The sequence below is a fragment of the Planctomycetota bacterium genome, assembly GCA_016125255.1.
In the GTDB taxonomy this organism is placed as follows: Bacteria; Planctomycetota; Phycisphaerae; order Phycisphaerales; family Zrk34; genus RI-421.
This window is the reverse complement of record WGMD01000028.1, coordinates 24,068-39,120: the sequence shown is the minus strand read 5'-3', so window position 1 is coordinate 39,120 and position 15,053 is coordinate 24,068. Positions and strand designations below refer to the sequence as shown.

The following is a 15,053-nucleotide window of genomic DNA, read 5'->3' as shown; positions in this document are numbered from 1 at the left end:
GGATGGAACGGCCTGCGGCCTTTCATTATGACATTGGACCTTTGAACATTTCTTTGGTCATTGGTGCTTGGTCATTGGTCATTTCCCCGGCCGCTTCTCCACTCGCGCGATGATTTGCTATACTGCCGGGGCCTTTCCGCAACAAATCGAGTGGGGTGCGGTCATGCTCAGATTTCGATGTGCCAACTGCGATGCGCTGCTCGGGCTCGACGATCAACTGGCGGGCCACAAGGTGCGTTGCCCCAAGTGCAAGGTCGCCATCACCGTGCCGCCGCCGGGCGGTGAGCCGGCCCGACCGGCGTCGCCGACGGCGATGCAGGCGGAGGCGCGCGTGTATCGACCCGATGCGCCGCAGCAGCCGATCACCGAAGCGCCGGTGTTCGAGTTGGCGCACGAGCCGGCGATGCACAGCCCCGCGCCCGATCACGCCGCCGGTTCGCACCTTCACGCGCACGCGCATTCCAAGCTCATGCGCAAAAAGCGCAAGAACAGCGGGTCGATGATCGCGGTGATCGCGCTGCTGATGGTTGTCGCGTTCGGGTTCGGATACCTGGCCGGCCGGGGCTATGAGAAACATGCGATGATCGAGGCGGATCGGCTTTTGCCTGAAGGCGTGTCGTTCGATTCGCTGACAGGCAAGTCGACGCGCACGCCCCCCGCCGCCGCGCCGAGTTACACCGCCGCATCCTCCGCCGCGCCGGGGAGCGCGCCGCTTGCAGCACCGCCCGCCGCCGCACCGGTCGCCACGAACTTCGCCGCCGACAACGAGCGCCGTCGCAAAATCATCGGCGTGGGCTTCGGGCAGATGAGCGATGACAACGGCATGACCAGTCTCCAGTTCTGGCTCTCCAACGGCACGCAGAAGCCCGTCGCCCGCCTCACCGGCCGCGTGCGCGTGTTCGATCAACTCAAGGAGCATCTGGGCGATCTGGAACTGGCGTACAACGACACGCTCGCCGTCGACGGCAACGGCGTGGCGACGCAGACCTATCAGCTCACCGGCCCGATTCTCGAAGCGCTCACCGACAAGCCCAAGGATCTCCGCTACGAATACGAGATCGATACGATCACGTATGCCGACGGCTCGTCCGAGTCGTATTCGAAGTAGGGTTCGGGGGTCGGGGATCAGCACAAGGCGGGGGGACTTAAGTCCCCCCGCCTCTTTTGCGCGAATGGACCATCTCGTATAATCGCATTCGAGGTCACAGGTCTTTTCCAATTCATTTCATCCTGCGGAGATGTGTCATGCCGACGTATACGACCGAGGATATTCGCAACATCGCTATCGTGGGTCAGGCCGGGGCGGGCAAGACGACGCTGGTGGAGGCGCTATTGGCCAGGGCCGGGGCGATCGGCGCGGCCGGGAGCGTCGAAAAGGGCTCGACCGTCTGCGATTTTGAGGATGAGGAAAAGAAGCACAAGCATTCGCTCAACGCGGCACTCGTCAGTCTCGATCATCATCAGCATCACGTGAACCTCATCGACACGCCCGGCATGGGCGACTTCGCCGGTCACGCGCTGGCGGCTTTCCCGGCGGTGGAGACGGTCGTCGTCGTCATCGACGCGCACGCCGGGATCGACATGACGGCGCGGCGCATGATGGAGCGCGCGGCCGACCGAAACCTCTGCCGCGCGATCGTCATCAACAAGATCGATCACGACAATATCGACCTGCCGCTATTGGTGGAGCAGATTCGCGAAGCGTTCGGCCCGGAGTGCCTGCCGATCAATCTGCCGGCCGGCGGAGCGACGAGCGTCTGTGATGTGTTCGACCACGAAAGCGGCGAAGCGGACTTCTCAAACGTCGGCGAGGCGCACAAGGCCATCGTCGAACAAGTCGTCGAAGTCGATGAAGAAACCGCGATGGCGTACCTGGAAGGGAAAGACGTCTCGCATGACAAACTGCATGCGGTGTTCGAGAAGGCGCTGCGGGAAGGACATCTGGTGCCGATCTGCTTCGCCAGCGCGACGCGGGACATCGGCCTCGCTGAACTGCTTGAGGTGTTCGCCGACTTGATGCCCAACCCTCTGGAGGGCAATCCCCGACCGTTTGAACATGGGGAGGGCGAGCATGTGGAGCCGCTCAAGTACGATGCGGACCCGAAAAAGCATGTCATCGCGCACGTGTTCAAGGTGACCAGCGACCCGTTCGTCGGCAAGCTGAGCATCTTCCGCATCCACCAGGGCACAATCACCAAGGACAGCCAGCTCTACATCGGCAACGCCAAAAAGCCCTTCAAAGTCGGCCATTTATTCAAATTGCAGGGCAAGGAGCACAAGGAGATCGACCAGGGGATTCCCGGCGACATCTGCGCGGTGGCGAAGGTCGAGGAGATTCACTTCAACGATGTGCTGCACGACTCGATCGCGCACGGGCACGTGCATCTCAAGCCCTTTGAGTTCCCCAAGCCGATGGCGGGTTTCGCCATCGAAGCGATGAGCCGGGGCGACGAGCAGAAGATCGCCAAGGCGCTGCACGCGATGGAGGCGGAGGACCCGTGCTTCGCGGTGGAGCGCGGCGGCGAGACGGTGATTCGCGGATTGGGCGAGCTGCATCTGCGGATTCTTCTGGAGAAGATGAAGAACCGGTATCACGTGGAGGTCAAGACGCATCCGCCGAAGGTCGCGTACCGCGAGACGATCGGCGGGAAAGCGGAAGGGCACCATCGTCATAAGAAACAGACCGGCGGGGCGGGTCAGTTCGGCGAGGTGTACCTGCGCGTCGAGCCATTGGGCAACGGCGAGCCGTTCGAGTTCGTCAATGATGTGTTCGGCGGGGCGATCCCGCATCAGTTCATCCCGGCGATCGAGAAGGGCGTCATGCAGATGATGGGTCAGGGGTGCGTCGCGGGGTATCCGATGCAGGGCGTGCGCGTGAGCGTGTACGACGGGAAGTATCACGCGGTGGACTCGAAGGAAGTGGCGTTCGTGACGGCGGCTCGGAAGGCGTTCGCGGACGCGGTGAGCAAGGCCAAGCCGCAGGTGCTCGAGCCGATCGTGAAGCTCGACATCACGGTGCCGGAGGGGAACATGGGCGATATCGCCGGGGATTTGTCGTCGAAGCGCGGTCGGATCATGGGGACGGACAGCGTGGGCGGGGGCATGCTGTGCATCAAGGCGCAGGCGCCCTTGGCGGAATTGACGCAGTACCAGAACCAGCTCAAATCGGTGACCGGCGGGCAGGGCTCGTTCAGCATGGAGTTCAGTCACTACGAACCCGTTCCGCCGCAGGTCCAGCAGCATCTGGAGAGCCAGTTCAAGCCCGCCGCGGAGGAGGATTGAGCGGGCGGCGTCGGCGAGACTGGGTTATTGCGCGAAAAACAAGGCGATAGCACGAATTTTCTCGGAGAATTTTGAGATTTTCGGTTGGCGCGGCCGGTTGTGCGCGTCATACTGCTTATGTTGTTTGTAACGAATGAGGCGGATTGACAGACCGTATCTGGATGAGGTTGCGATGAGAAAACCGAATATCTTTGGCGGAATGGTTGTCGTTTCGTGCTGCGCCCTGGCCCAAGGCGCGATCAGCTATGAGGATGTGACGCGCGTCGATCAGGGGGCGGTCGCGTATTACAACTTCAACGAAACTTCGGGGACCTCGGCGGCCGACGCGGTCGGGTCCAACAATGCGACGCACGGCTCGGGCGTCACGGTCAACCAGTCGGCCGCCCCGCGACCGCTTGACTTCGGCGGGTTCGGATCGGGCAACGTGTCGGCGCTTTACAACGCGGGCAGTTCGACAAGCTCGACGACGATTCCGACGGCGGTGGGCATGAACACCACGGCCGGCTCGGTGTCGATGTGGATCCGCACCACGCCCGGACAGGCCGACTCCGACAACGGCGGACTGTTCTACGGTCGCGGCGGCGGATCGACCGGCGGCGACGGGTTCGGCGGCGAGAACGAACTGCACCTTCAGCTCAATACCAACGGCTCGCTGGGCTTTTTCGCCACGGGTAACTCCTCCAATTTCAACAACGGCTCCGATGCGGGCGTGCGCGACGGGCAATGGCATCTCGTCGGCGCGACGTGGGCAGCCGGGGGACAGGTCAAGCTCTATGTCGACGGCCAGCAGATCGCTTCCAATGCTGACACCGGCTCCTCGACCTACAACCTCGATAACAACATCCAACTTGGCCGGCTCGGCACGAGCGGCAACTTCAACAACCGACAGTTCGGCGGCAACATGGACGAGGTGGCGCTGTTCGACACCGAACTGAACGCCATGCAGATGCGCGATCAGTACAACGCGGCGGTGAACCACTACACCGGCGCGGACTTCGTGTATCAGCCCGACGCCAATGGCGCGATCGTCGGCGAGGCGGAAATCTTCTCCACACGCACCAACAGCGGGGCCAACGGCTGGGTCATCGTGCCGACCGAATCGAGCGGCGCCGGCCCGGCGGCGACGAATGTCCGCAACAGCGCCTACATCCAGTCCCTGCCCGACAACGGCTCGCCCGGCACGCCCAACGGCGCCCCGTCCATCCAGTACAAAATGCAAATCAACACGCCCGGCACATATCAGCTTTATCTGCGATGGGACGGTAACAACACCGACAGCGGAACGCAGGGCGCGTCCGACTCGGTCTTCGTCGGCATCGAGGAGCTGACCGGGGCCGGCACCGACTGGTATGAACTCAACCACGGCATCGACGCGGACTTCAACACGACCGCGTGGGACGGCACCGGGCAGGCGGAGGTCAACACGGCCTCTCCGGCGCACAACCCCGTGACGTTCACGGTCGGCGCCGCCGGCGTGTACACGCTGAAGATCTCGCAGCGCGAGGACGGTTCGACCGTCGACGCGTTCGTGCTCCAGCCGGTCGCATCGGCCGCGCCGACGGGCATCGGCCCGAACATGTCGACGTTCGGGCTCGAAGTTGAAGCGGAGAATTACACGCGTCGCGGCGCGAGTGTGCTCGGCGGCGTGCAATGGAAGGTCATCGACGGCGCGGCCGGTACCGGCAACGTCGGCAACGGCGAAGACCAAGGCGAGCCGAGCGGCGCGAAGTTCGCCAATGCGCAGGGCGATCTGTACATGCAGACTGTGCCGGGCAACTCCGGCGAGACCTTCTTCACGGCCCAAGGCGTCCTTGACGGGCCGTTCCTCGATTACGAGGTGACGGTGCCGGTGACGGGGGTGTATCAGTTGTTCGCACGGGCGGACGGATACGACGGCGGGAGCGATTCGCTCTATGCCCGCGTTCTAGAGATCAACGACGGCACCGGCGGGCAGGCCGACTGGTACCGCTACTCATTCCCCGCCGACTCGGATTTCGACACGACGCCCTGGCTGGGCACAGCGGGCTTCGAGAAGACCGATTCGGGCGGCGGGGATGTCAATGCGGTCTGGCGTTTGATCGGCGGGCAGACGTACACGATCCGATTCTCGCCGCGCGAAGACGGTGTGGCGCTCGATGCATTCCGCCTCACGCTGTTGGTCCCCGAGCCGGCGTCGATGGTCATGATGCTCGGGCTTTCGATGCTCGGCGTCATCAGCCGTCCGCGCCATCGGGATTGACCCCGGCGGAGGGGCCGCCGGCGTCCGACCCGCGTTTTTGGGCTGAAAATGGCCCACTCGATGCGGGCGGATCGGAAAAAATCTGACATTTGTGTTGCATTTAACGGTGGTAGGGGTCATACTGGTGGCAGGAACTGGAACGATTGAGATGGCTGGAATGAGAACCGCCAAAGAAAAAAATGAGTTGCGAGGAACGAGATGCGAATTCACCATGCGCTTGGAGGAATCGTTGTCGCATTGACCTGCTCGATGGTGCAGGCCGGAGTGCCGTCATCGGACGCGCCCGCCGCACCGCAGCAGACCGCTGCGACGCAGACCGTCGCCCCGGCTGTCGATGCGCACCTGCTGCTCGTCGACGGCAAACTGCCCGGGCTTGAGGCCCCGGCGGTGGACCCGGTCGATGCGTTGGACACGACCGCGCATTTGACTGCGGTGCCGGAGCCGGCGTCGATGGTCATGATGCTCGGGCTCTCGATGCTCGGCGTCCTGAGCCGGCCGCGCCACGGCGAATAAGCCCGCACGATTGACCGCAAACACTGCTAAGCCGCACGTAGCCGAGCCCCCGGCTGCATGCGGCTTTTTTCATGCGCGCCGCGCTCATGCGGTATAATGACTTTTCAATTTTCGCCGCAATCCTTTGGAGGCGCCCGCCAAGATGTCCACACTCCTGATCGCACTCGCCGCCGGTGTGCTCTACATCGTCGCGTACCACACCTACGGCCGATGGCTCGCACGCAAAATCTTCCGACTTGATCCCCAAGCCACCGTCCCCAGCGTCGAACTCAACGACGACGAAGACTACGTCCCCACCAATAAGTCCATCGTCTTCGGCCATCATTTCACCAGCATCGCCGGCACCGGCCCGATCGTCGGCCCGGCGCTGGCGATCATCTGGGGGTGGGTCCCCGCCGTGCTGTGGATCGTGCTCGGCTCCATCTTCATGGGCGCGGTCCATGACCTGGGCACGCTCGTCGTCTCCCTCCGCAACCGAGGGCAGACCGTCGGCGAAATCGCCGGACGCGTGCTCAACCCCCGCGTGCGTTTCCTGTTCCTGCTCATCCTGCTGTTCGCGCTATGGGTCGTCCTGGCGATCTTCGGGCTGGTCATCGCCAACGTGTTTGTGAAATTCCCCGAGTCGATCATGCCCGTGTTCTTGCAGATTCCCATCGCCGTCTGGATCGGCGTCAAGGTGCATCGCAAGGGCAAGAGCGTCACGATCCCGTCGCTGATCGCGCTGGCGCTGATGTACCTGACCGTGTGGTTCGGGGCGGGATGCCCGGGGATCGCATGGACCGGCGGCGGGTTCGGGGCGGCGATTCAGACGATCAACACGACGATGGCCGCCTGGCCCGTCTGGGTCTGGGTCGCCATTCTGCTGGCGTACTGTTATGTGGCGAGCGTCATTCCCGTCTGGATCCTCCTTCAGCCGCGCGATTACATCAACAGTCTTCAGCTCATCAGCTCGCTGGGCCTGGTCGTGATCGGCTTGTTCGCGGTCGGGTTCTTCGGCTCGCACGGGCAGCCCGTCCACATCGCCGCCCCCGCGTTCGCGCCGCATCCGCTGGAGGCGCCCTCGTTCGTGCCGTTCCTGTTCGTGACCATCGCCTGCGGGGCCATCAGCGGATTTCACTGCCTCGTGTCCTCCGGGACGTCGAGCAAGCAGATCAAGAACGAAACCGACGCCCAGTTCGTCGGCTACGGATCCATGCTCACCGAGGGCTTCCTCGCCACGCTCGTCATCTGCGCCGTCGCCGCCGGCATCGGCATCGGATGGCAGGACCAGTTCCCGAATCTGACGGGCACAGCGTTATGGAACGCGGTCTATCACGATTGGCAGTCGGCGACGACCAATGCGCTGGGCGCGTTCATCGTCGGGGCCGCCAATTTCCTCGACGCCGCCCATATCAACCATACTTTCGGCACCGCGCTGATCGGCGTGCTCGTCGCCTCGTTCGCCGGCACGACGCTCGACACCGCGACCCGCCTTCAGCGCTATGTCGTGCAGGAACTCGCCGCCACATTCGCGCCGAAGGTTTCGCCCACGGCGATGGCGGCGGAAGGATACGACACGGAATTCGAGCACGGCACGGTGGGCAAGAGCATTTCGATGAACCCGCTGGTCTGGCTCACGAACAAACACGGCGCGACGTTCTTCGCCGTTTCGACGGCATTCGTGTTGGCGCTGTTTCCCAAGCCGGGCGATCCTTGGACATGGAAGACAATCGGCAAGGGCGGCCTGATTCTCTGGCCGCTGTTCGGCGCGACGAATCAATTGCTCGCGGGGCTGGCGTTTTTGGTGGTGTGCTTCTGGCTCTGGCGTCGCAAGATGCCGGTGTGGTTCGCGGCGATCCCGATGGTGTTCATGCTGATCATGCCGGCGTGGGCGATGAGTCACGACATTCTCAGGTGGTATCACAAAGGCAGCTACGTGCTGATGGGGATCGCGGCGATCGTGTTGCTGCTGGAGATATGGATGATTGTTGAAGCGCTGTTGCTCTGGCCGCGGGCGCGCGGCGTATTGGAACAGGCGCTGCCGCCGTTGCCGCAGCGCGCTTGATGCGGCGCTTAACAACCGCGCGCCGCGCGCGCTTCACTCCGAATTCCGCGCTCCCCACTCCGCATAAAAACAAAAGCCCCCGTTGCGAGCTCCGAAGTCGCAACGGGGGGCGCCACGGCAAAAAATCGTGGAGGTATTCGGTGTGACAGGCCGTATCCTAGTCCTCTATCGGCATGTGTGTCAATCGCATCTTGAAGGGCTGGAGATATTTCCATAAATATCTGTGCTGCCTGTATTTGAATTATGTATCGGGGGTCTTGTAAAGGCCATTGGCGGGAAGATTTCTCTAACATCCAGTCAAGGGGATATTTGCGATTTGGACAAGGGGGTTTGATGGGGCATTTGGGTTGTTTTGCATGGCCCGGCGGCGCGGCCTCCGCGCCCGGTCACCTTGCCGGGCGGGCCCAAATCGGTATGATCGGCCGTCCCCGAAAGCGTGATCGGTCACGTTTTCGAACATCAAAATCGCATTCTCAGCCCCGAAAACCCGGCTCGGACCGGTCAACGGGGCCTATTTGGGAGTATCGCCATGTCGGACATCCTCAAGGGCAACGCCGTGATCGGGCAGTCGGGCGGGCCCACGGCCGTGATCAACCAGTCCATGGTCGGCTGCGTCGAAGGTCTTAAAGCAGCAGGGTTTAGCGGTAAAATCCTCGGGGCCCATCATGCCGTCCGAGGCATGCTCAACGAAGACTTCATCCCCCTGCACACCATCCCGCAGGACCGCCTCAACCGCATCGCCGACACCCCCTCCGCCGGGCTGGGATCGAGCCGCGACAAGCCCGACGCCGAGCACTGCAAGAACGTGCTCAAGGCCCTGGCCAAGCATGACATCCGTTACTTTTTCTATATCGGGGGTAACGACTCGTCCGACACCTGCCGGCTCGTCAACGAAGCCGCCAAGGCCGACGGATACGAGATGCGGGCGTTTCACATTCCCAAGACCATCGACAACGACCTGCAGTGCAACGACCACACCCCCGGCTTCGGCTCCGCCGCCAACTTCGTCGCCTCGGCCTTCATCGGCGACAACCTCGACAACCGCGCCCTGCCGGGCATCAAGATCAACATCATCATGGGTCGCCACGCCGGCTTCCTCACCGCCGCCAGCGTGCTCGCCCGGCAGAATCCCGAGGACGGGCCCCATCTGATCTACTGCCCCGAGTCGGCTTTCGACGAAGAAAAGTTCGTCGCCGACGTGGACCGCGTCTTCAAGAAGCATGGCCGCTGCCTCATCGCCGTGTCCGAAGGCATCTCCGACGCCAAGCACACGCCCATCGCCGCCAAACTCGCCGAGCAGCAGGGCGCGGCCATCGACCGCGACTCGCACGGCAACGTGCAGCTCTCCGGCTCCGGCGCGCTGGGCGACTTCCTCGCCACGCATCTCAAAAACCACCTCGGCAAAAAACTCCGCGTCCGGGCCGATACCTTCGGCTACGTCCAGCGCTGCTTCGCCGGGTCCATCAGCAAGGTGGATCAGATCGAAGCCCGCGCCGTCGGGCGCAAGGCGGCGGAAGTCGCCCTCGCCGGTCAGCTTGATGAGGGCTCGATCACGATCAACCGCACCAGCGACAACCCCTACACCGTCGAATACGGCGTGACCGCGGTGACGAACATCGCCGCCAAGACGCGCCATATGAAGGACGAATGGATCATCGACGGCAACAACGTCGCCGACGACTTCGTCCGCTACGTCCGCCCGCTCGTGGGCACGCTCCCGACCGTCGAACTCATCCGCATGCCCGGCCGCAACGACTGATCGACGCCGCACATGACGCTGCACCCAATGAAAGCTCAGGGATGGCCATCCCTGAGCTTTCTTGTTGGGCGCGACGGTCGCGACCGCCGGGTCACGCGGCCGAGTGTTCGATCGGCTGCGGAGGAGCGGAGAAGCGATCGATCGGCGTGGCGCGGAGGCGTTCGACGAGCCGATCGTGATGCACATCGGCGATGGACTCGACGATCTGATCGGGGTGATAGGCGAAGCGGGGCAGGTCGTTGCGTCGCGTGCCGCCCGAGAGCGTCAGGATGGTGTAATAGCCGAGCTGCACGCCGCCGAGGATGTCGGTTTCCATCGTGTCGCCGATCATGACGGTCTGCTCGGCGGTGAGTCCCAGGAGTTTGCGGGCGCCGCGCATCATGATGGGGCTGGGCTTGCCGACGCTGAAGGCCTTGAGGCCGGACGCGGCTTCGAGCATGGCGACGATCGCGCCGCAGCCGGGGCGTGTGCCGTTGGCGGTGGGGCAGTTGGGATCGAGATTGGTGGCGACGAGTTTCGCGCCGGCGAGGATCAGATTCAGCGCGGTTTCGACCTGCTCGGCGTTGAAGGTGCGCCCTTCGCCGATGACGACGTAGTCGGGCTCGCGATCGGTGATGGAGAATCCGTGCCGATGCAGCGCGGTCAGCAGCCCGCCTTCGCCGATGACGAACGCGGTGCCGCCGGGCTTCTGCGAAGCGAGGTAGCGCGCGGTCGCCATCGCGCACGTATACACATGCTGCTCACCGACGTGGATGCCGAGCTGTCGCAGGAGCGTGACGACATCGCGGCGCGTGCGCTGGGAATTATTGGTGAGGAACGAGAAGGGGATGTCGCGGCGGAGCAGTTCGTGGATGAACGTATCGGCGCCCTGGATGAGCTGCCGACCGCGATAGATGACGCCGTCCATATCAATGAGATAGCCAAGCATGATGCGAGACTCCAATCGGGAATGAGGTTCAATGAAGCGTGGTCACGGATGTCAGGCGGGAAACATCATTGGTCGTCGCGGACAAGGCGGGCGAATCGGCGTATGAGGATCGAACACATCGAACAGACACCATTGCGGTGCGGGGCGGGTCCGGGTGAGAAAGCAAGCGTCGTGCCAAACGCGATGTCGCATCGCCAAGCGGGTTGAACGACGCTCGCGCTGCATGCTTGCGCGGCAGCGTTCACGCGACATCGGCGCGACTGCCGCCGCACTGGGCAAATTCAAAAAAGCGCAAAATTCACCGGGATTTTCGTCAAATCCCATGCACCTTTGCCATCTGTCGAAAACCCCGCGGACAAAATCGCGCTTGACCGGATCGCGCGGCGCTCTATGCTTGCACTATCAAAATAATGTTCGCCAGGGGTGTCCGGCGCAATCGGGCGTCGGGCTGAGACAGTCCCTTGGAACCTGATCAGCCCCCGGAATCTTTCCGGGCAAGCTGCGTAGGAAGGCGAACCCCATGATCCGCCCCTCTGATCCGTTCAATCGTCCCGTCACGTTCTCCAACCCCGGCACCGGCCGCGCCACCACGCCCGGCTCCTTCGCACGCAAACCCGACGTCGGCGGACCCCTCATGTTCAGCTCCCCCGACGCCCCCGGCATGCCCGCCCCGTCGAATAAGACCGCATGGGACTTCCTGCCCGATGGTTGGACCACCGCCGCCGCCGGCACGCCTCGCTTCAGCGAGGCGTGCGAATCCGCGCGCACTGTCCAATTCACCGACGCGCGCGGCCAAACGCGCCGTGTGACTTATCCCAAAGACTTCAAACCCATCACCCAACTCGAACACGCCCGCCTCGGCATCATCACGCCCGAGATGCGCCGCGTCGCCGAGCGCGAGCCGCACCTCTCCGCCGAGCAGGTCCGCGATGAAGTCGCCGCCGGCCGCATGGTCATCCCGGCGAACATTCATCACCTGACCTACCAACTCGACCCCATGTGCATCGGCCGCGCCAGCAAAACCAAGGTCAACGCCAACATGGGCGCGTCGCCCGTGTCGAGCTCGACCGACGAGGAAGTCGAGAAGCTCAAGTGGGCTGAGCGGTGGGGGGCGGACACCGTCATGGACCTCTCCACCGGCGGCGACCTTGATGCCTGTCGCGAAGCGCTGATCCGCAACTCGACGACGCCGATCGGCACCGTGCCCATCTATTCGATGATCATCGGCCGCAAAATCGAAGACCTCGACGAAGCGGCGATCCTCGCCACCGTCGAGCATCAGGCCCGGCAGGGCGTCGACTATTTCACCATCCACGCCGGCGTGCTGATGGAACACCTGCGCTACGCCAAGGACCGCCTGATCGGCCTCGTCTCCCGCGGCGGGTCGCTGCTGGCCAAATGGATGCTCATCCACAACAAGCAGAACCCCATGTACACCGCATGGGAGAAAATCTGCGACATCATGCGCGAACATGATGTGACGTTTTCCATCGGCGACGGCTGCCGCCCCGGCGGACTCGCCGACGCCACCGATGACCTTCAGCTTCTGGAACTCAAAACCATCGGTGAACTGACCGAACGCGCCTGGCGCCGCGGCGTGCAGGTCATGGTCGAAGGCCCCGGCCACGTCCCCCTCGATCAGATCGAGTACAACATGAAATACCAGCGCACCGTCTGCCACGGCGCGCCTTTTTACGTGCTCGGCCCGCTCGTCACCGATATCTTCCCCGGTTACGACCACATCACCTCCTGCATCGGCGCGACCAACGCCGCCTACCACGGCGCCGCCATGCTCTGCTACGTCACGCCAAAGGAACACCTGGGCCTGCCCAAAAAAGACGACGTCAAGCAGGGCTGCATCGCCTACAAGATCGCCGCCCACGCCGCCGACATCGCCCTGGGTATTCCGGGCTCGCGCGATCGCGATGACGAACTGACCAAGGCCCGCGCCGCCCTCAACTGGGAAAAACACTTCGAGATCTCCTTCGACCCCGACACCGCGCGGGCGTATCACGATGAGGACCTCGACGTCGACACCGACTTCTGCGCGATGTGTGGCCACGATTGGTGCTCCGTCCGCATCTCTAAGGAAATCACCGAATGGGCCAGCGGCAAAGCCGAGGGCTTTGAGCGATCCGGGGGCGGCAAGCCGGTCAAGAGTGATGCGCTGACCGACGATCAGCGCGCCATCCTCGAAAGGCGCGGCGTCCTCTCCCCCGAACAGATTCACAAACTCGCTCACAAGGGCAAGAAAGCCGCGTGTCACAGCGATGAAGTCGCCGACGCCGACGAAGCCAAGCGCATCCAGCACGAAAAACTCGTCACCCTCGACACCCGCCCCGCGCACGGCCTGTCGAAACGTGATTCGGTGATCTGACCGTTTAGCGACGCCGCTCGCGGCGGGTTCAACTCGGAGTGACGCATGCCGACCGATTGGGATGATTACGCACCGGACAGTCGCCCGATGACCGCCGCCGACTGGTTCGCCGTCTTCGACACGAGCGCCATCTTCCAGGACGTTTGTCATTACCAGTTGAGCAGACAAAGCACGATCCACGAATATGAGGATGTCTCCGCGGACGACTTTCCCGATTGCGATCGATCGCGCGAGTCCTACCAGCGCATGTATCACGCGCGCATCCCCGCGGATGCCTGGCGGCAACTCCATCGCAAACCGCGCAAGACCACGATCGGTGAAGTCTGCGACTTTCTGGCCGCCTGCGGCGGCGTCATGCCAGAGCCGCGCCCGCTGTTCATCATGGGTCGCGGCTGCATGCCGGCGGGCGTTTTCCTCACATTGCGAAGCTTGCTGCGTGAGCACGGCGCGGATGTAAGCGACCTGCGCCCGTCGACGCCGATCAATCAATTCGCCATGGCCCAATGGAGGCCCTTCATCGAGATGCTCTGGCATTTCCGGCCCGAGTTGACCCGGCGCGTTAAAAAGATCGAAGTGCCCGGCGGATTGATTTTTGCGTGGATGTTCCTCGCGGGTCTGGCCACACTGATCATCAGCTATGTGGGCATCTGGTTCGGTCTTTCCGCTTACGGATTTGCGGTCGCGGGGGGTTTGTTGATCAGTGGCCTGATCGGCATGAGCGCCATGTCTACCCGGCCGCCGCGCGACATCCAGTTCGAGGGCGCCGCGACCTTCGCGGATCTTTGCCGCCTGATTGCGTAATGAGCGGTACGCCCATCGGACGAACCGTCTGGGGCGGATTCAATCAGTGTGCAGCCGTGCATCCCAACGAGCCGCGCGCGTCCGCAAGCGGTCGAGCCCGCTTCCAATGGCATTCCTTGACCGCTCCCTCACGGTCGCGGCTCGTTGGAGATGCTATTTGTGAAGCTGCTCCAGCAGTTTTTGCCGAAGATTCGTGCAATTTTTCTTGACCCTTCCGGGGCGGGCGGATAATTTGGTGGATTGGCGGGTCGACCATCGGGGTGGTCCCGCCGGGGACGACGGGCAGGTATTTGGCCCGATGATTTTTGAAAACGGGAGAAACACTGATGAAGCTTTTGAATATGCGAGCGGGTTTGATCGTGTTGGCGGCGTTCGTGCTGTCGATGAGTGCGGATCGTGCACGGGCGGTGAGTCCGGTGATCGGCGACATCAACGGGTCGTTCGCACCGGGCAATTTCTTTTTCGATCAGTCCATCGACAACATCGGCTGGCTGGTGATGTCGGACCACGATGTGACGATCGACGGGATCTTCAGCCGATTTCGCTCGATTTCCAGTCCGCCGGTGGTGACGCGGGATGTGACGCTCTCCCTGGTGCGCGTGACCGGGCCGGGCACGGGCGTGATCGAGCGGACCGGGATGTTCTCGGCGGGTCAGGCCGGGGGCGATCTGGGGATCACCTTCGCGCCGTATCAGGTGTTGGCGGGGCAGCAGTATTTTCTGGGGCTTGAGGGTGTGGCGGGTCTGGGGCTCAACATCGTCGACTTCGATGTGAGTCTGCCGGGCGGCGTGATGAATCCCGATGTCGAATTCGAGAACGGCTGGTTCACCGGGCCGGACTTCTCGACCTTCCACAGCGTCGACGACTCGCCGGGCTTCGCGGCTCCGATTTTCATTTTCACGGGTCCCGTGCCCGAGCCGGCCACGCTGAGCGTGTTGCTGCTGGGTAGCGTGGCGATCTTCCGCCGCCGGCGCGCCTGAGCTATCAATCTTGTCGTTGGATTTTCTACCCCCGGCTGCCGGCCGGGGATTTTTTATTGCGCGGTGCGATCCAATGGAACGAAAATAACCCACGGCGCGACGCCGCGGGCTTCGGGGGATTGGATGGGGG

Annotated in this window: 10 protein-coding genes and 1 riboswitch; of the genes, 9 read left to right on the top strand and 1 reads right to left on the bottom strand. The window is 63.1% G+C overall.

The features are described from left to right. The first annotated feature begins 163 nt into the window (after positions 1 to 163). The 6 genes from GC162_17980 (at position 164) to GC162_17955 (ending at position 9,837) form a co-directional block, all read left to right on the top strand. On the top strand, positions 164 to 1,108 hold the full coding sequence (locus GC162_17980; protein ID MBI1370529.1) for a hypothetical protein: 945 nt from the start codon (positions 164 to 166) through the stop codon (positions 1,106 to 1,108). A 137-nt stretch (positions 1,109 to 1,245) separates the two neighbouring features. Further along, a complete protein-coding gene (locus GC162_17975) occupies positions 1,246 to 3,282 on the top strand; it encodes an elongation factor G (GenBank protein MBI1370528.1) in 2,037 nt (678 codons plus the stop codon). Positions 3,283 to 3,415: 133 nt separating this feature from the next. Then, the gene (locus GC162_17970; protein MBI1370527.1) at positions 3,416 to 5,521 is read left to right on the top strand and encodes a hypothetical protein; all 2,106 of its coding nucleotides are present in this window, start codon (positions 3,416 to 3,418) and stop codon (positions 5,519 to 5,521) included. Positions 5,522 to 5,719: 198 nt separating this feature from the next. Beyond that, a complete protein-coding gene (locus tag GC162_17965) occupies positions 5,720 to 6,034 on the top strand; it encodes a PEP-CTERM sorting domain-containing protein (protein MBI1370526.1) in 315 nt (104 codons plus the stop codon). Positions 6,035 to 6,176: 142 nt separating this feature from the next. Then, on the top strand, positions 6,177 to 8,078 hold the full coding sequence (locus GC162_17960; protein MBI1370525.1) for a carbon starvation protein A: 1,902 nt from the start codon (positions 6,177 to 6,179) through the stop codon (positions 8,076 to 8,078). A 529-nt stretch (positions 8,079 to 8,607) separates the two neighbouring features. After that, positions 8,608 to 9,837, top strand: coding sequence for a diphosphate--fructose-6-phosphate 1-phosphotransferase (locus tag GC162_17955; protein MBI1370524.1), 1,230 nt, complete (start codon positions 8,608 to 8,610; stop codon positions 9,835 to 9,837). A 91-nt stretch (positions 9,838 to 9,928) separates the two neighbouring features. Here the strand turns inward: GC162_17955 and GC162_17950 are convergent, their stop codons facing one another. Beyond that, positions 9,929 to 10,765, bottom strand: a complete 837-nt coding sequence (locus GC162_17950) for an HAD-IIA family hydrolase (GenBank protein ID MBI1370523.1) — start codon at positions 10,763 to 10,765, stop codon at positions 9,929 to 9,931. Between the two features lie 409 nt (positions 10,766 to 11,174). Beyond that, positions 11,175 to 11,292, top strand: a riboswitch (TPP riboswitch). A 305-nt stretch (positions 11,293 to 11,597) separates the two neighbouring features. Here GC162_17950 and thiC point away from each other — a divergent pair. The 3 genes from thiC (at position 11,598) to GC162_17935 (ending at position 14,923) form a co-directional block, all read left to right on the top strand. Continuing rightward, positions 11,598 to 13,142 (top strand): phosphomethylpyrimidine synthase ThiC, encoded by a 1,545-nt coding sequence (gene thiC / locus GC162_17945; protein ID MBI1370522.1) that lies wholly within the window; start codon positions 11,598 to 11,600, stop codon positions 13,140 to 13,142. A gap of 87 nt (positions 13,143 to 13,229) precedes the next feature. Continuing rightward, positions 13,230 to 13,943, top strand: a complete 714-nt coding sequence (locus tag GC162_17940) for a hypothetical protein (protein MBI1370521.1) — start codon at positions 13,230 to 13,232, stop codon at positions 13,941 to 13,943. 326 nt (positions 13,944 to 14,269) lie between these two features. Beyond that, positions 14,270 to 14,923 (top strand): PEP-CTERM sorting domain-containing protein, encoded by a 654-nt coding sequence (locus GC162_17935; protein ID MBI1370520.1) that lies wholly within the window; start codon positions 14,270 to 14,272, stop codon positions 14,921 to 14,923. Positions 14,924 to 15,053: the final 130 nt, after the last annotated feature.